15 protein-coding genes are annotated in these 16,350 nt (G+C 35.6%); 10 read left to right on the top strand and 5 right to left on the bottom strand.

Features of this window, described 5'->3' with window-relative positions:
- Nucleotides 1-189 precede the first annotated feature (189 nt).
- Both CKV67_RS11520 and CKV67_RS11515 read right to left on the bottom strand, forming a co-directional pair.
- Nucleotides 190-1,059: a cation diffusion facilitator family transporter gene (locus CKV67_RS11520; protein ID WP_025280061.1), complete on the bottom strand. Its 870-nt coding sequence runs from the start codon at nucleotides 1,057-1,059 to the stop codon at nucleotides 190-192.
- A gap of 60 nt (nucleotides 1,060-1,119) precedes the next feature.
- On the bottom strand, nucleotides 1,120-1,545 hold the full coding sequence (locus CKV67_RS11515; RefSeq protein ID WP_014093548.1) for a low molecular weight phosphatase family protein: 426 nt from the start codon (nucleotides 1,543-1,545) through the stop codon (nucleotides 1,120-1,122).
- Nucleotides 1,546-1,867: 322 nt separating this feature from the next.
- Here CKV67_RS11515 and CKV67_RS11510 point away from each other — a divergent pair, with 322 nt between their 5' ends.
- The 10 genes from CKV67_RS11510 to yhaM all read left to right on the top strand — a co-directional run bounded on the left by CKV67_RS11510 (nucleotide 1,868) and on the right by yhaM (nucleotide 14,201).
- On the top strand, nucleotides 1,868-4,006 hold the full coding sequence (locus tag CKV67_RS11510; protein ID WP_014093547.1) for a penicillin-binding protein 1A: 2,139 nt from the start codon (nucleotides 1,868-1,870) through the stop codon (nucleotides 4,004-4,006).
- 108 nt (nucleotides 4,007-4,114) lie between these two features.
- Nucleotides 4,115-4,312 (top strand): PLD nuclease N-terminal domain-containing protein, encoded by a 198-nt coding sequence (locus tag CKV67_RS11505; protein ID WP_014093546.1) that lies wholly within the window; start codon nucleotides 4,115-4,117, stop codon nucleotides 4,310-4,312.
- Complete coding sequence (locus tag CKV67_RS11500; RefSeq protein WP_014093545.1) at nucleotides 4,312-5,217, top strand: ABC transporter ATP-binding protein; 906 nt, start codon at nucleotides 4,312-4,314, stop codon at nucleotides 5,215-5,217. The genes CKV67_RS11505 and CKV67_RS11500 overlap by 1 nt, the downstream gene beginning before the upstream one ends.
- Nucleotides 5,214-6,008 carry an ABC transporter permease gene (locus CKV67_RS11495; protein ID WP_014093544.1) on the top strand — a complete coding sequence of 265 codons (795 nt, stop codon included), beginning with the start codon at nucleotides 5,214-5,216 and terminating at the stop codon, nucleotides 6,006-6,008. Before CKV67_RS11500 ends, CKV67_RS11495 begins: the two co-directional genes overlap by 4 nt.
- A 69-nt stretch (nucleotides 6,009-6,077) precedes the next feature.
- On the top strand, nucleotides 6,078-7,445 hold the full coding sequence (gene fumC / locus CKV67_RS11490) for a class II fumarate hydratase (protein WP_014093543.1): 1,368 nt from the start codon (nucleotides 6,078-6,080) through the stop codon (nucleotides 7,443-7,445).
- A 103-nt stretch (nucleotides 7,446-7,548) separates the two neighbouring features.
- The gene (locus tag CKV67_RS11485; RefSeq protein ID WP_014093542.1) at nucleotides 7,549-8,682 is read left to right on the top strand and encodes a DUF445 domain-containing protein; all 1,134 of its coding nucleotides are present in this window, start codon (nucleotides 7,549-7,551) and stop codon (nucleotides 8,680-8,682) included.
- A gap of 81 nt (nucleotides 8,683-8,763) precedes the next feature.
- Nucleotides 8,764-9,117 (top strand): YlbF/YmcA family competence regulator, encoded by a 354-nt coding sequence (locus CKV67_RS11480; protein ID WP_003720603.1) that lies wholly within the window; start codon nucleotides 8,764-8,766, stop codon nucleotides 9,115-9,117.
- Nucleotides 9,118-9,259: 142 nt separating this feature from the next.
- On the top strand, nucleotides 9,260-10,495 hold the full coding sequence (locus CKV67_RS15070) for a metallophosphoesterase family protein (RefSeq protein WP_014093541.1): 1,236 nt from the start codon (nucleotides 9,260-9,262) through the stop codon (nucleotides 10,493-10,495).
- The gene (locus CKV67_RS11470; RefSeq protein ID WP_025280060.1) at nucleotides 10,492-13,215 is read left to right on the top strand and encodes an ATP-binding protein; all 2,724 of its coding nucleotides are present in this window, start codon (nucleotides 10,492-10,494) and stop codon (nucleotides 13,213-13,215) included. The genes CKV67_RS15070 and CKV67_RS11470 overlap by 4 nt, the downstream gene beginning before the upstream one ends.
- Nucleotides 13,216-13,259: 44 nt before the next feature.
- Nucleotides 13,260-14,201: a 3'-5' exoribonuclease YhaM gene (gene yhaM / locus CKV67_RS11465; protein ID WP_014093539.1), complete on the top strand. Its 942-nt coding sequence runs from the start codon at nucleotides 13,260-13,262 to the stop codon at nucleotides 14,199-14,201.
- 45 nt (nucleotides 14,202-14,246) lie between these two features.
- Here the strand turns inward: yhaM and CKV67_RS11460 are convergent, their stop codons facing one another.
- From CKV67_RS11460 to CKV67_RS11450, 3 genes are all read right to left on the bottom strand, one after another.
- A complete protein-coding gene (locus CKV67_RS11460; RefSeq protein WP_014093538.1) occupies nucleotides 14,247-15,134 on the bottom strand; it encodes a peptidylprolyl isomerase in 888 nt (295 codons plus the stop codon).
- 116 nt (nucleotides 15,135-15,250) lie between these two features.
- Nucleotides 15,251-15,790, bottom strand: coding sequence for a DUF3267 domain-containing protein (locus CKV67_RS11455; RefSeq protein WP_014093537.1), 540 nt, complete (start codon nucleotides 15,788-15,790; stop codon nucleotides 15,251-15,253).
- A 170-nt stretch (nucleotides 15,791-15,960) separates the two neighbouring features.
- Entirely contained in the window at nucleotides 15,961-16,323 is a 363-nt protein-coding gene (locus CKV67_RS11450) for a YtxH domain-containing protein (RefSeq protein ID WP_003720598.1), read from the bottom strand.
- Between the last annotated feature and the right edge of the window lie 27 nt (nucleotides 16,324-16,350).

The following is a 16,350-nucleotide window of genomic DNA, read 5'->3' as shown; positions in this document are numbered from 1 at the left end:
TATAGATAAAACTATCTATATAGAAGAAAAAACGTTTTGGAAGAGAACTCCTCCAAGGTTGTGATGCTGTTATTTATTCTAGCTAGATAATTTAAATGAATTAGTTTCTCTGCCCCATCGAATATTCCCTCCCAACAAATGATACTTAATCTAAATTATAGTGGACTTTCTGAAGATTGACAATGAATATTATTCAAAAAAAGGTTCTATATGGACTAAAGTAAATGCGCCATCATACTCACTTCGAATTTTTTGCTCGACAATTTCTGTGATTTCATGACTTTTTACTACATTTAATTCTGGATCAACAGCAATCGTTGCATCAATCCAAATGCGGTTTCCGTTCATTCGCGCTTTAATATCAATCACTTTTTTGACCTCAGGAACAGAAGCAATTAAATCGTGAATCGTCTCTAGTTTGGAAACATCAAAGCCATCTGTAAGCGTATGAGCGGCATCGTAGAAAATTTTAACCGCTGTATAAATAATTAACACTCCTACTAAAAATGCTGTAACGAGATCAAGCCAAGGAACACCAAGAACGGCGCCAACAATCCCAATAAACGCTCCGAAACTAACAAATGCATCTGAACGATTATCGTAAGCTGCTGCACGAACTGCCTGACTATCAAGTTTTTTTGCCAACCGATGATTATATAAATAAATACCATACATAAAAATACCAGAAAAAAGTGCTACAACTGCAGTCAACATAGAGGGGGAGGTAAAGTCTTTTTCGATAATATGAACAATCGAACTCCAGATTACTTGTACTCCAACTAAAAACATAATTATAGATGCAATCAAAGAACTGATTGTTTCTGTTCGACGATGTCCATAAGAATGATCGGCATCAGGCGGTTTACGGGAAATTTTAAGACCAATTAATAACGCAACCGAAGCAACAATATCGGTTGTATTGTTTAAACCATCTGCAAGTAGAGCATCTGAATTTCCTAATTGTCCCGCTACTATTTTTAAAAGGGAAAGAAATATATAAGCAAATATACTCAAAAATGCGGCGCGTTCTGCTTTTTTTAAATCATTATAGCTGTCCACTATGTAAACACCTCTCTTTTAATATAAAAGTCCCGCCTATGAATGGCGGGACAACGAAATCTAAGCCTCTATCAATACGTGCTCTAAATTTTTAACCGATAAGGCAATGTTATCACAAACTTCTTGATAACTCGCCCATTTTTGGGGTAACGCTAATTCCAGTTCTGGATCATCAATGTCCCAATAAATAATTTTTTCTTGGATGTCCGATGGGAAATTTGGTGCAGTTTCATGTGCAGAATCATAAATTGTTACAATGAGATCAGCATCTGCCAGTAATTTTGAGCTAGGGGAATACGATAAGCTTTCAGGTGGATCAATGGCAAACTCATTAAGCGCTTCGGCAATAAAAGGTGTTGCTTTTGATTTATGCCAAGAACCGCTAATAAATTTAACATTGCTAAGTGAAAGTCGTTTGGCCCATGCTTCTGCAATGGCACTTCGAATATGCGTTTGTGATAAAAAGTAAATCAGCTTTTGCGTCATATTCCAAATCCTTTCCGGCTTATTAATGATACCCATGTAAAACACGATGCCTTCACTTGTTGTACACAGCATATAGGTGATTCTTATTACCAAAACACAAGTGATGGTAACAGTATTATGTACCCTTTTTAGAACACTGGAAACATGAAAATAAAGAAATTGTAAAAAAGAGGTTAACAAATATGTAGGAAATATGGATTATTACAATTTTATTACAAAAATCGGTCTAAAGTTGGTGGCGTAAAGTTATGTTTTAACGTAAAATACGTGTATAACTGTACTTGCAGTTTTTGATTACCGTGTAGAAAGATAGGAGAGTTACATGGATAAATTTAAACAACAACTCATTAAATACCTTCAATTATTCTTTGGATTTATTGGCAAATGGATTGGTATAGGGTGGCGGAAATTTAGACGCTTTTGTAAAAATAAACATATTGGAAAGATATTTTTACTTGCAGGACTGGTATTTTTATTAAGTTTTATTATTTATCTCGTAGTTGTAGCGAAGTCCGCAGATATTGATGCCTTAAAGAAAGGCTTAGAATCCGCGACAATTATTTACGACAAAGACGGAGACAAAGCAGGAGAACTATCTTCCACAGATGCCACTTTTGTATCAATCAACAAAATTTCTAAAAATCTTCAAAATGCAGTAGTTTCAATTGAAGATAGACGCTTTTATGAACATAAAGGCTTCGACCTAAAAGGGATTGCTCGAGCAGGTGTTAATTTGATTACAAATGGTGGAATATCTGGTGGGGGTAGTACTATCACCCAACAGCTCGCCAAAAATGCCTTATTAACCCAAGAGCAAACCTTTACCCGAAAAGCAAAAGAAATTTTTATGGCTCGGGAAATCGAAAAAACATATTCCAAAGATGAAATTATGGAAATGTACTTAAATCGTTCTTATTTTGGGAATGGTGAGTGGGGTGTCGAGAATGCCTCCCTAAAATACTTTGGTAAATCAGCAGCAGACTTGAACGTACCAGAAGCTGCGACGATTGCAGGGTTACTACAAGCCCCTAGCGCCTATGATCCATATGAGCATATCGATAAAGCAACTAATCGTCGAAATATGGTGCTAAATGCCATGGTAGAAACTGGAGACATCACGAAAGCGGAAGGCGATAAATACAAAGCAACCAAAATTGTATTAAATGATCAATCAAAAGACCCACTAGCGAATAAATATCCTTGGTATGTGGATGCAGTTATTAATGAAGCTGTCAATGAAGCGGACATAACACAAGATGAAATCATGCAAAAAGGTTACAAAATTTATACAGAACTAGACCAAAATTACCAAACTTCTTTAGAAAATGTCTATGAAAATGACTACTTGTTCCCATCGAACGCGAGTGATGGAACATTAGTTCAATCAGGCGCAGTATTAATGGATCCAGCAACAGGAGGAATTCGAGCGCTGGTTGGTGGGCGAGGTGAGCATGTTTTCCGTGGCTTTAACCGAGCGACACAGATGAAAGCTCAACCAGGCTCAACGATGAAGCCGCTAGCTGTTTATACACCAGCACTTCAATCTGGTTATGATGTGGACTCCATGCTAAAAGATGAAAAAATAACTTATAAAGGCAACTACACACCTACAAATGTGGGTGGTGTATATAGCGGAGAAGTTCCAATGTATACCGCAGTGGCAAACTCCATTAATGCACCGGCTGTTTGGTTGCTTGATCAGATTGGTATTGATAAAGGCGTTAAATCAGTAGAAAAATTTGGAATAGAAGTTCCAGAACAAGATCGTACGCTTGGACTTGCACTAGGCGGAATGAGTAAAGGTGCTTCACCAGTCCAAATGGCAACCGCTTATTCTACATTTGCTAACAATGGGGCAAAACCAGAATCACATATTATTACCAAAATCGTCGATCCTTCTGGTAACACAGTTTATGAAAATGTTCCTAAAACAAAACAAATTATTTCAAAGACTGTTTCGAATGAAATGACTTCCATGCTTTTAGATGTAATCAATACAGGAACAGGTAAAAGTGCAGCCGTTTCTGGTCACGAGATGGCAGGGAAAACGGGTTCGACACAAGTTCCATTTGATGATACAAGTGGTACAAAAGATCAATGGTTTGTCGGCTATACACCTAACTTAGTTGGAGCTGTTTGGATGGGCTTTGATAAGACTGATAAAGACCACTACCTCACAACCACAAGCTCATCGGGTGTATCTAGCCTGGCGCATTATGTGATGAATAGTGGGCTTAAATATCAAAAAGCAACGGATTTCAGTACGAAGAGTGCGGCCCAAGAAACCGCAGCGAAAAAAGAAGAAGAAACAAAAGCAGACGAAGGCGACTTCTGGGGTAGCGTTAAAGAAAAAGCTGATGAAGCTGGAAAAACCATCAAAAAAGGTGCAGATAAAGTAAAAGAATTTGGTGGTAAAGTTTCAGAAGGGATAGGCAACTTACTAGACTCTATCGGAAATTAATAAAAGCACACTTCACTATAAATAAATTGAGTGAAGTGTGCTTTTTCGTATTGCTTTATCATTATAACTGTTATACAATATATATAACAATAAAACGAGGTGAAAACAATGGATAAAACACAAATAGCATTAATTATTCCAATCATTATTTTATATCTAGCCTTATTATTAACAGCTGTTATTGATTTAGCGAGAAACTGGCAAATACGAAAAAACCCAGTTATTTGGCTATTTGTTGTTATTTTTATTAATATTTTCGGACCAGTGATGTATTTCATCTTTGGGCGAAAAGAAGATGTAAACTAATGGAAAAATTAGAAATTAGCGGATTAAAAAAGAAATACAATGGAAAGCTAGTTGTTAAAGGCATTAATCTAACCATTTACAATAAAGAATGTGTCGCACTGATCGGACCTAATGGCGCTGGGAAATCAACTATTATCAATATGATTGTACAAATTTTGACTTCGGATGATGGACATATTACCCTTGATGGTCAAAAAGCAAAGTTTGTTAGGGAAAAGATTGGTTTTCTACCACAATATCCAAAATTTTATGGTTGGATGACTGCGATAGAGTGTCTTCGTTTTATGGGAAAATTATCCAATATGGAGAAAAATGATTTAGAGAGTCGGATTCAAGAAGTTTTGCTCTTAGTTGGTTTAGCGGATAGTTCTAAAAAGAAAATTAGTACTTATTCTGGAGGGATGCGCCAACGCTTAGGAATCGCACAAGCAATCTTGCACCGACCAGAGTTACTGATATTAGATGAGCCAGTTTCTGCTCTGGATCCAATTGGACGTAGAGAAATCATTTTACTGTTAGAGAAATTAAAAAAAGAAATCACGATTTTATTTTCCACGCATATATTGAAAGAAGCCGAAGAAATATGTGATCGTATTGCCATAATTAAAAAAGGGGAGCTTGTTACTGATAAAACAGTAGAACAGCTAATGCAAGAGGAAAGTTCTTCTATTTTTGACGTGGAATTCATTGGAGACACAGATGCATGGCAACAAATACTTAAGCAAAATGATTACATTGAAAAAATGGAGAAAATTGGTACAGTATATCAAGTGCATACCACAGATAGGAAAGCAGGAGCAGAAGCTATTTTAAAAGCATTGTTAGAAGTAAATGGTGAACTTATTCGTGTTGAAAATAGACATCAAAACTTAGAAGAAATTTTTATGGAGAAGGTGGAGAAATGACGCATTTTAGTGCATTAATGGGAAAAGAATGGCTAGAGCAACGTCGTAGTTTAAAAATCATTTGGCTACCAATTGTTTTCGCACTTCTAGGTCTGACGCAACCGATGATGATGTATTTTCTTCCAGATATCCTAAAAGTTTTTGGTACTGGGAGTGAGACTGAACAAGTCATTGCACTAATGGGAAATCAATCGGCTCAAGAAGTCATGGCGCAAACGCTAGGTTCTCAATTTGATCAGATTGGAATTATTATTATCGTTGTTGTTGCAATGACTTGTATTCAAAGTGACAGAACGAAAGGGATGCTTGCTTTTATTATGACGAGACCAGTGACTACCCTAGAATATGTTTTATCAAAATGGGTGATGCAATGCCTCGTTGGTCTAGGTTCACTTATCATTGGCTATGTATTAGCGGCGTATTATATTTATTTTCTTTTTGGTGAAATAGCTATAAATACTCTAATTCAAAGCTTTTTTGTATACAGCTTATGGTTTATCTTTGTTATCAGCTTAGTTGTCTTTGCTAGCGCTGCATTTGATAGTAATGCGATTGTGGCAATAATAAGTGTATTTATAACAATCTTGCTGGGAATTATTAGTGGTTTTGGCGGTTGGGTACAAATGTTTAATCCCGCATATTTAAGCAAGAATGCAACAATGCTCATTATGTCTGGTCAATCAATGGACCATTATTTGGCAACCATTTTTATTACTATTGCATGGATTATCATGTTCTTCATACTCACTATCTTCATGGTCAAAATAAAACCACTACAAAAAACAGAATAACGAACTATTCTTAAGTATTTTGCGAAAATATCCGTAATATAATAAAATAGATAAAAAAGGGGTGACGAAATGGAACGGATGGAACGAGATACATTAGGTGAAATTTCAGTAGATGCGTCTAAATACTGGGGAGCACAGACAGAACGTAGCAGAAGGAATTTTGCTATTGGTGAAAATAAAATGCCCCAAGAAATTATCCGTGCTTTTGCAGAATTAAAGAAAGCCGCAGCAAAGGTAAACGCATCAGAAGGGAAATTATCACAAGAGAAAGCAGTCGTTATTACTAACGTGTGCGATCAAATAATTCAAGGCGAATTGGACGAGCATTTTCCTCTAGTCGTATGGCAAACAGGAAGCGGGACACAAAGTAATATGAATGTGAATGAAGTGATTGCACATGTAGCGAACCGTAACCTAGGTGAATCAGTAATCCATCCCAATGATGACGTTAATATGTCGCAAAGCTCCAACGATACTTTTCCAACAGCGATGCATATTGCAGCTTATCAAGCGTTAGTGACAAAACTTTTACCAGAGCTAAATGAAATGTGCGAAGTATTAACTGCTAAAAAAGAGAAATATATGAAGCTTGTTAAAATTGGACGAACACATTTACAAGATGCAACACCACTTACACTGGGTCAAGAAATTAGTGGTTGGGAAGCTAGTATCACGAATAATAAAAAATATATAGAAACAAGTATGGAAGCAATTTTACCACTTGCAATTGGTGGAACAGCAGTTGGGACAGGCTTAAATGCATCACGAGATTTTGGTGATAAAGTGGCACGAGAATTAATGAAACAAACAGGTTATACATTTACTTCGGATGAAAATAAGTACTTTGCTTTAACTAGCCATAGTCCAATTAATTTTGTTCACGGGGCAATTCGTAGTCTGGCATCTGATTTAATGAAGATTGCTAATGATATACGCTTTTTAGCGAGTGGCCCTCGAAGTGGCATCGGTGAACTCGTAATCCCAGCTAACGAACCAGGAAGCTCGATCATGCCTGGAAAAGTAAACCCAACACAATGTGAAGCCATTACAATGGTCGCGGCACAAGTTATGGGAAATGATACGACTATTAACGTTGCTGCGAGTCAAGGGAACTTCGAACTAAATGTGTATAAACCAGTCATTATTTTTAATTTTTTAGAATCTGTTCGGCTGCTTTCTGACAGTATACGTTCATTCAGAATCCACTGCTTAGAAGGTCTCGAAGCAAATGAAGCAGTGATTGAAGCTAAAGTAAATGATTCGCTTATGCTCGTGACAGCGCTAAATCCACATATTGGCTATGAAAAAGCCGCGCAAATTGCCAAGCTAGCATTTACCGAGAATTCCACATTAAAAGCTGCAGCCATAAAAACTGGTTTTGTAACAGAGGAAGAATTTGATTTATGGGTAGACCCAATTAAAATGACTAATTTGTAATCTCATACTTTAGAATGAACTTCCCTAGAAACAATTGTTGTCTAGGGATTTTTCACGTATAATGAAAACACTTTTACTAGACAAATATTAGGAGATGCAAACCATGTCTGTGCTATTTACAATCATTTTAATGGCCGTTATAGGTGGATTTATTGGAGCAATGACAAATTATATCGCTATTCGAATGCTTTTCCGCCCGTATAACGCCATTTATCTCTTTAAAAAACGATTACCCTTTACACCAGGGCTAATTCCTAAGCGTCGTGATGAACTTGCAGAACATATCGGCAAAGTAGTCGTCAGTCATTTGCTGACAGAAGATGCGATTCGTGCCCGATTGCTTGATTCTACTTTGCAAAAAGAAGTGACAGAAACCATCAACCATATGTTTCATGAAAAAATGATGCTTGAAACAACGCCAAATGAATTACTAGAAATATTTGGCTACAAAAATGCAGAAGTTCGCTCAGTTGATTGGTTGAAAAATAAACTAGAAAAAGAACTTAATCATTTTTTGGATAAAAATCAATCTAAACGGGTTAGTGACCTAATTCCACCAACGCTTGAAGCGGAACTTCAGGCAAAGCTCCCCCATGTGACTGAAAGAATAACGAATAAAATGGCAGACTTTATTGCAAGTGAAGACGGTAAAACCCAAATTAAACAAATGCTTCAGAATTTTTTTGCAGAGCATGGAAAAATGGGAAGTATGGCTAGAATGTTCATTAACACCGACACATTCTCAGAAAAAATCCAACAAGAAGGACTAAAATTGCTCAGTCAAGATGATACGAAAAACTTGCTAAATGGATTACTAACAACGGAATGGCAAAACTTTGAAGCGAAAGAATTGCAAGAGCTACTCCCAGGAGAAAGTCAACCACAGCTTACGAAACAACTGACAGCAGAAATTCTCCAAGCAATTCCATATGAAAAATTATTCAATCAACCAGTTCAATTAATGCTACGGAATTATGAAGCGATTATTATAGAAAAAATCATTCCTTATACAGTGGAACGCCTACTTGATTTTGTTGCCAAACATAGCTCAGAAATGGTGGAACGATTGAATTTAGCAAATCTTGTCGAGACACAAATAGCCACTTTTTCCTTACCTGAAATCGAAAAATTAGTTATCGAAATTTCTGGAAGAGAATTAAAAATGATTACCTATTTAGGCGGCGTACTTGGTGGATTTATTGGGATTGTTCAAGGTATTCTCGCAATCTGGATTTAGTTCTTTTATACTGGAATAACTGGTGACTTTTTGTTATAGTGAAACAGAAGTGACAAATACAGATATTTGGAGGATTTAGCAATGGCAGTTAATATTTATGATTTAGCGCATGACTTAGACAAAGGAATTCGTGAAACACCTGAATTCTTAAGCTTACAAGAAGCATACCGTGAAGTAAACGAAGATGCAGAAGCAAAAGCAAAATTCGAGCGTTTCCGTGATGTACAAGTAACTATCCAAGAAAAACAAATGACAGGTCAAGAAATTGATGACGAAACTGTTCAAGTAGCACAAGAAGTAGCGCAAGAAGTTCAAGAAAATGCTACAATCGTTAAATTAATGGAAAAAGAACAAGCAATGAGCACAATTATTAATGACTTAAACCGCATTATTATGACGCCGTTACAAGATTTATATAACGTAACAAACGATTAATTTTTCACAAAAAGTGGTTCCGATATTTGTTATTAGCTTAACAAATATCGGAACTCTTTTTTTTGTTGAAATGCTTGTACCCACTGGAATAATAGGATATAATAAGAACGTATATTCGGTTTTTGGATAGGAGGCGAAAGTCATGAAAGAAATCAAATTTTTACATATTGCGGATTTGCATTTGGATAGTCCTTTCATTGGACTTTCAGTGCTGCCGCAGCCACTCTTTTCTGCAATTCAAGAAAGCACCTTTCAATCTTTGGAGAGAATAGTATCTCTTGCAATTAAAGAAGCAGTCGATTTTGTATTAATTGCGGGTGATATTTATGATAGCGAAGACCAAAGTGTTCGTGCACAGGCTCGCTTTTTAAAAGAAATGAAACGTCTAGAAGCGGCTGAAATCAAAGTTTTTATTATTCATGGGAATCATGATTTTATAGAGAAACATAAGGAAAAACTCACGCTACCAAAAAATGTGCACGTTTTTCCAGAAAAAGTAGAAATGGTAACAATCAAGACTAATCGCGGTGTAGAGGTTAATCTTTACGGGTTTAGCTATGATGAACGGCATATTCGTACTAGCCGCGTAGAGGAATATATGATACAAAAGACTGCGGACTTCCATATTGCGCTCTTGCACGGTTCAGAATTAACAAGTAGTGAAGAACATGACGTTTATGCCCCGTTCCGTGTACAAGACATTAGCAAAAAGGGTTTTGATTATTGGGCACTTGGGCATATCCATAAAAGACAATTACTTTCAGAGAATCCAAGCATTTATTACCCAGGAAATATCCAAGGTAGAAATCGCAAAGAATCTGGAAAAAAAGGCGCAAGTATCGTAACTTTGTCAGAAATAAAAACAACCATCAACTTTGTGGAAACTAGTCCGATTATTTGGGAAGAAGTAATAATAGCTTTGCCAGAAAATGCAGAAATAAACACTATTTTTCGCGAACTTACAAAACTATTAGAAACATATCGAGGCAAAAACACTTCCTATTTTTTACATTTAATAGTAGAGGTAACAAATAAACAAAAATTAAAAACGGATGATTGGCTACAAATGCTTCAAGAAGAAACAACGATGGATGGTTCTACGTTTGTATGGGTTCATAAAATATCATTACAACAAGCGAAACAAAACAGCATAAACCATTGGCCAGAGTCTTGCTTAGCAGAAAAAGAAATAGTAAGTGCCTACCAACATTTACAAGATGAATCAGCATTCTATCAAGCTATAGAAGCACTTCATTTTGAAAGTGGTGTGAGTCGATATTTGGAAGATTTATCAGAACAGGATCGCCTTAACCTTCTAGAAAAGGCATTAGCAGAATTAGGAACAACTCTTGCAGAAGTAGAAGGTGATGAAAAATGAAAATAACATCTATTGATATCATTGGTTATGGAAAATGGTCTGATGCGCATTTTGATCAGATTGCAGATTTTCAAGTTTTCTTTGGTGAGAATGAAGCAGGGAAATCGACTATTATGGCATTTATACATAGCATTTTATTTGGATTTCCGACCAAGCAGCAATCAATTCCACGAATGGAACCCAAAAACGGTGGTCCTTATGGTGGGAGACTGACACTAGAAAATACAAAATGTGGAAAAGTTATTATTGAGCGCTTAAAAGGCAAAGCAACGGGAGATGTCCGAGTTCATTTGGAAGATGGACAAATAGTAGGAGAAGATAAGTTAGTAGATATTATCGGAGAAATCGATCGAACAACTTTTGAAGCAATATTTTCTTTTGATATTCATGGCTTACAAAACATTCACCAATGGAAGAAGAAAGAATTTGAACGCTATCTTTTAGCAACAGGAACAACTGGCTCTGACGCACTTTTAAAAACAGCAGAAGTTTTACAAAAGAAGCTTGATACCTTATTTAAACCAAGTGGTAGAAATCCGGCAATTAATCAACAACTCAAAAAGGTAAAAGAAAGTCAGCAAGCTTTCCAAGAAGCAAAAAAGCAAAATTCTCGATATGAATTACTTCTTGCTGAAAAAGAACAAGAACTAGAACGTCAAACAGAACTACAAAAAGAAAAAACAAAGATTCGAGTGGAGTTAGACACGCTTAAAATTTTGCTGGATTTATGGCCTTTGTACAAAGAATGGAAGATGCTTGAAGATAAAGCATCTGGTTCGATGAAAGTGAATTTTCCAGCAGATGGTATTATCCGATTAGAGCATTTGCAACTTCGAGAAAAAGAATGGCAAAACCAATTAATCCAATTAGAAGAACGTCAAAAAAACTTAATTCATCAAAATAATTTTGATCAACAAGCTTTTTTTTCATCCAATGAAGCAGAAGTAGCTTATTTAATTGAATCATTCGGGGCTTATAGTGAAAGAGAATTGCAACAAAATAGCTTAAAGCAAGAAATTGATTATCATCAAACCAATAGTAGACCAACTGAAACAAAATGGACAAGTGCTCTAGATGAAAGAACTCATAAACTAAAGGAACAAGAAAAAACAAATAAACAAATGCAGCATGATATTGATTTAAAACTATCATTAACTTCCGAATCCGAACAAAAACTGCAAACGAAAATTGATCATATAGAAGCAACTATGTGGGATAATAAAACTTTCCAACAGGAAAAAGATCAAATTGAGAAAAAACAAAACCCGCCGACAACTGGTTTATTTGTTTCTCTTGGAATGTTCATCGTGGCTTTACTGATTATGTTATTTTCATTGTCGATTTGGAGTGTTTCTTTCGTTATTGTTACTGCTATTATCTCAGGATATTTTCTTGTCCTTACTCAAAAAAATGAACGTCCTAATAATGAAGCTTTATTAGCGTTTCTAGAACAGAAAAAAATAAGGCAAGAATGGCAACAACTATTGAGTGAAATGGATGTTATTGCTGCAGAAATCGCTGAGTTAGAAGAAAACAAGCAAAAATTAAATGAGGCCATTTACCAACATGATATGGAACTTCGCCAGTTGTATCAAGATTTAGGTATGAAAGATGAGCCGCGAGAAAATTGGGAATTCACTATTCTTGCATACAAAGAAAATGCCGAGAAAAATCAATTGATTGCCGAACTGAAACAAAAATTACACCCATTAGAAGAAAAACAGGCAGCTTATCAAATTAGGTTAGAGAAATTAACTATCCCGGCTGAATATTCTCAAATAGAAGAAAAAATCACTTTTCTAAGACATGGCTTATTACAGTATCGAAATCATTTGGCCGAAAACGCTAAACTATCAGAAAAAATGGAACAAGTAGCTATGCAGCTCGATTTATTGAAACAAGACTTATTACTCGTAGAAAAAGAAAAGCGAGATTTATTATTGCAAGCTGGCGCAAACACGGAAGAATCATTTCGGATAAAAGCAATGCAAGCAAAAGATGAACAGAAATGGCGTGAACGATTAGTTTTACTAGAGGCCCAATTAGAACCAGAAAAAAGAACAGAGCTAAGTAAATTTGAAAGTCAAACAACTATTAAAGAAAAAGAAATCCAATTAGAAGAAACACTACACAAAATAGAGCTAGAGCAAGAACGTATTCATGCAAGTTTAGCAGCAAAGAACCATGAGATTGCTGCTTTAGAAGAAGGTGGTACTTTCTCCGTATTAATGCAAAGCTACTATTCAGAAAAAAGTAAACTACAACAATTAGTAGAGAAATGGACAGAAACAAAACTTGCTTTTGAAGTACTGCAAGAAGCCATGCGGCGATTGCAAGAAGGGAAGTTGCCAAAAACACTGGAGCTTGCAAGTGATTATTTCCATGATCTAACAGGCGGAAATTATACGAAAGTCTATTTACATGAAAACCGGCTACAAGTGAAAAGTAATCAAGTTGTGTTGTTTTTCCCAGAAGAATTAAGCCAAGCGACGAAAGAACAATTATATTTAGCGATTCGATTTGCATTAATTGATGTAATCCATAAAGATTTTCCGCTACCAATTATTATTGATGATGGGTTTGTCCATTTTGATGCGACTAGAATGAGTCAAATGATGCAACTACTAAAAAAAAGAAAGAGCCAAAATCAAGTTATTTTCTTCACATGCCATCAAGAAACACGCAAATATTTTTCCAGTGAGGACATACGCATGCTATAATGGGGTGAGAAACTTCTTACTACAGAAAGAAAGAAGGCGATATCATGGAAAAAAGATTATTAGACTATGAAGTTGGAGAAACAGTTGATTTATTTTTGTTAATAAAATCAAGTGTCAAAGGAACTGCAAGTAATGGGAAGCCATTTTTGAGCCTCGTTTTACAAGATAAATCAGGTGAGTTAGAGGCGAAATTATGGGATGTCAAAGAGAGCGATGAAGTAAGTTACGGAGTACAACAAATCGTTCAGCTTACAGGCGATATTCAAAATTATCGTGGTAGAAAACAACTGAAAATCCGTCAAATAAGACAAGCTACTGCGCTAGATGGTGTCAGTGCAAGCGAGTTTATGGAAACAGCCCCAATAAATAAAGAAGATATAGCGGATGAAATTACGCAATATATTTTTGAAATGAAGAATGCCAACTTACAAAGAATTACAAGAGCACTTCTTAAGAAATATCAGGATGACTTTTATGACTATCCTGCTGCGATGCGTCATCATCATGAGTTTGTTTCTGGCCTTAGTTTCCATGTAGTTTCGATGTTACGATTAGCAAAATCCGTTGCTGATTTGTATCCATCTGTTAATAGAGACTTACTTTATGCAGGGGTTATTTTACACGATTTAGGTAAAGTGATTGAGCTTTCAGGACCAGTTTCAACAACCTATACACTTGAAGGGAACTTGATAGGTCATATTTCAATTGTCGTGGAAGAAGTAAGCAAAATTGCTGAGGAACTTTCGATTGATGGTGAAGAAGTTGTTGTTTTAAAACATGTTTTACTTTCGCATCACGGAAAAGGTGAATGGGGAAGTCCAAAACCGCCACTAGTTCGTGAAGCAGAAATCTTACATCAAATTGACTTAATGGATGCTTCTCTAAATATGATGGATAAAGTATTAAAACATACAAAACCAGGTGAATTTAGTGAACGAGTATTTGGCTTAGATAATCGTTCGTTTTATAATCCTACTTTTGAATAATAAAAAAACACGTTTGGAAATCATTCCAAACGTGTTTTTGATTAATTATTTACTTGAATCAGTGGACTCTTCTTTTTTAGCTGAACCATCATAATCTTTGAAAGCATCTTTCAAGTCTTTATCTTCTACTTTTACATCAGCATCTTTGTATTCTTTTTTCAGTGTTTTTTGCATGTTTTCAGTAGTTAGTTGAGACTGTAGATAAGATTCTTTGACAGCTTTTTTATCTTTGTCATAAGTTGTTTTTGTAGCCGGTTTGTCCATTTGGATAATGTGGTATCCGTATTGCGTTTTAACTGGTGCGCTGATATCACCTTTGTTTTTAAGGGCATAAGCAGCTTTTTCAAATGCTGGATCCATTTTACCTGGTCCGAATGGAGCTAATTGGCCACCGTTTTCTTTAGTAGCAGTATCTGTAGAGTATTCTTTTGCTAAGTCAGCAAATTTTGCGCCGTCTTTCAGTTTTTTCTCAACTTCTTTAGCCTTTGCTTCATCAGCTACAAGAATGTGGCTAACAGTAATATCTGGTTGCCAAGTTTTGTAGTACTCTTTAAGTGCTTTGTCGCTAGTGTCTGTGTTTGCTTCAGTTGCTTTTTGAACTAATAAGTTGTACTTAAGTTGGCTTTTGAAGGTTTCTTCAGTTAAGCCACTTTGAGCTAAAACAGCATCAAATTGATCGCCGTATTGAGATTTATACTTTTTAAGTTCAGAATCTACTTGCTCATCTGTAACCTTGTACTTGTCACCAAGGATTTTTTCGAAAGTAAGTTGTTGCACGAACTCATTGCCATATTTGTCTTTCATAGCCTCATAAAGCTCATCTTGTGTTACGTTGCCAGCATCTGTCTTAACGACATTGCTACCACCACCACATGCTGCTAGACTGAACATCGCCATTAACATAACAAGTCCAAGTATCATTTTCTTCTTCATTAAATAAAACACACTCCTTAGTTGTTGGAATAATTCCCGCTTAACACAATAACTATCATACCATAAATTAAAGCTAAAATGAAAAGATGAAAGAAATTTAATGATATTCTTATGATTTAGTCAGAAATTAAAATGGAAAAACCTCGCTCAGCACTTTCTACAAAGCAGTTTTTTGGCATTTTCCATAGTTTTCTAATATGAGCAAAGTCAGAAAAACTCATTCCAAAGTGGACAGATAAAAGAATTAAGAACATCCCCGAGTGTCCAATTGGTGTCAAAAGCATTAAAGTTATTAATATAGTTGTGATTACTACAAATGGAAGTACAAGTGAAAAGATGTAACTCCATTTAGGAATGATTCGTTTAATTTTAAGTTTCATGCACGGGAGGAAAAAGAAGTGAATCCGCCACTGAATAACAGTGCCTTCACGATATTTAAAACAGCCGATAACATGAAGTAATTTATGAACAGGGTAAATTAAAATTATACCAATTAAACTAATCAGTTGATAATTGTTTGTAAGTTGCCCTGGATAGATTAAATGTTGTGTCAAAAAACATACACATACGGCAGCTAACCAGACAAGAATTCCTTTCAAAAACAATCGATTGAATTCATCTCGTCGCTCTGTGTTGATTGATTTTAAGCAGCGCATTGAAAGCTTTCCTCCAATAATAACCAAAATAGTGTCTGTTGTCATAAGGCACCATAGTATTGTATGCTCTAATGCGCTAAAATTCAACCCTTTTTTTTATGTAATTTTTGCTGTTTTAGAAATGTCTTTTTTAACTAAAGAAAAAACTGAGCAACGGCCCAGTTTTTTGATTATTTATTGTCTTTTTTTAATGTTTTTTCTAAGTCGGAAATGGTTTTTTGCATATCTTTAATTTCATCTTTTAAACGTTTTTTCTCAGGTTCCATTTCTTCATTCCATTTAGAAACAGATTCCATAATGTCAGAAGATACATCTTTTAGTAAAGTAGAGCCTTCCGTGCCAAGAACTTGAACAGATTGGATTAGTTCATTTGCATTATATGCCAATTCTTTTAAAATGACACTTGCTTCACCAGACTTAGCTACAATATCTTTTCTAAGTTCGTTGCCGGATTTTGGAGCAAATAATACCGAGGCTGCGGCTCCAATTGCCCCACCAGCTAGAATACCAAAAATAAGTGATTTTTTATTCATTTATACTTCACTCCATCCATAAAGTCA

Source organism: Listeria ivanovii subsp. ivanovii, from assembly GCF_900187025.1.
In the GTDB taxonomy this organism is placed as follows: domain Bacteria; phylum Bacillota; class Bacilli; order Lactobacillales; family Listeriaceae; genus Listeria; species Listeria ivanovii.
Note: the sequence above shows the minus strand (reverse complement) of the source record. Positions and strands in the feature narration are given on the sequence as shown.

Bases quoted from the DNA above. Each gene is read 5' to 3' on its own strand.
- CKV67_RS11515 (WP_014093548.1), bottom strand. From the start codon at position 1,545: ATGACGCAAAAGCTGATTTACTTTTTATCACAAACGCATATTCGAAGT.
- CKV67_RS11510 (WP_014093547.1), top strand. From the start codon at position 1,868: ATGGATAAATTTAAACAACAACTCATTAAATACCTTCAATTATTCTTT.
- CKV67_RS11505 (WP_014093546.1), top strand. From the start codon at position 4,115: ATGGATAAAACACAAATAGCATTAATTATTCCAATCATTATTTTATAT.
- CKV67_RS11500 (WP_014093545.1), top strand. From the start codon at position 4,312: ATGGAAAAATTAGAAATTAGCGGATTAAAAAAGAAATACAATGGAAAG.
- CKV67_RS11495 (WP_014093544.1), top strand. From the start codon at position 5,214: ATGACGCATTTTAGTGCATTAATGGGAAAAGAATGGCTAGAGCAACGT.
- fumC (WP_014093543.1), top strand. From the start codon at position 6,078: ATGGAACGGATGGAACGAGATACATTAGGTGAAATTTCAGTAGATGCG.
- CKV67_RS11485 (WP_014093542.1), top strand. From the start codon at position 7,549: ATGTCTGTGCTATTTACAATCATTTTAATGGCCGTTATAGGTGGATTT.
- CKV67_RS11480 (WP_003720603.1), top strand. From the start codon at position 8,764: ATGGCAGTTAATATTTATGATTTAGCGCATGACTTAGACAAAGGAATT.
- CKV67_RS15070 (WP_014093541.1), top strand. From the start codon at position 9,260: ATGAAAGAAATCAAATTTTTACATATTGCGGATTTGCATTTGGATAGT.
- CKV67_RS11470 (WP_025280060.1), top strand. From the start codon at position 10,492: ATGAAAATAACATCTATTGATATCATTGGTTATGGAAAATGGTCTGAT.
- yhaM (WP_014093539.1), top strand. From the start codon at position 13,260: ATGGAAAAAAGATTATTAGACTATGAAGTTGGAGAAACAGTTGATTTA.
- CKV67_RS11460 (WP_014093538.1), bottom strand. From the start codon at position 15,134: ATGAAGAAGAAAATGATACTTGGACTTGTTATGTTAATGGCGATGTTC.
- CKV67_RS11455 (WP_014093537.1), bottom strand. From the start codon at position 15,790: ATGCGCTGCTTAAAATCAATCAACACAGAGCGACGAGATGAATTCAAT.
- CKV67_RS11450 (WP_003720598.1), bottom strand. From the start codon at position 16,323: ATGAATAAAAAATCACTTATTTTTGGTATTCTAGCTGGTGGGGCAATT.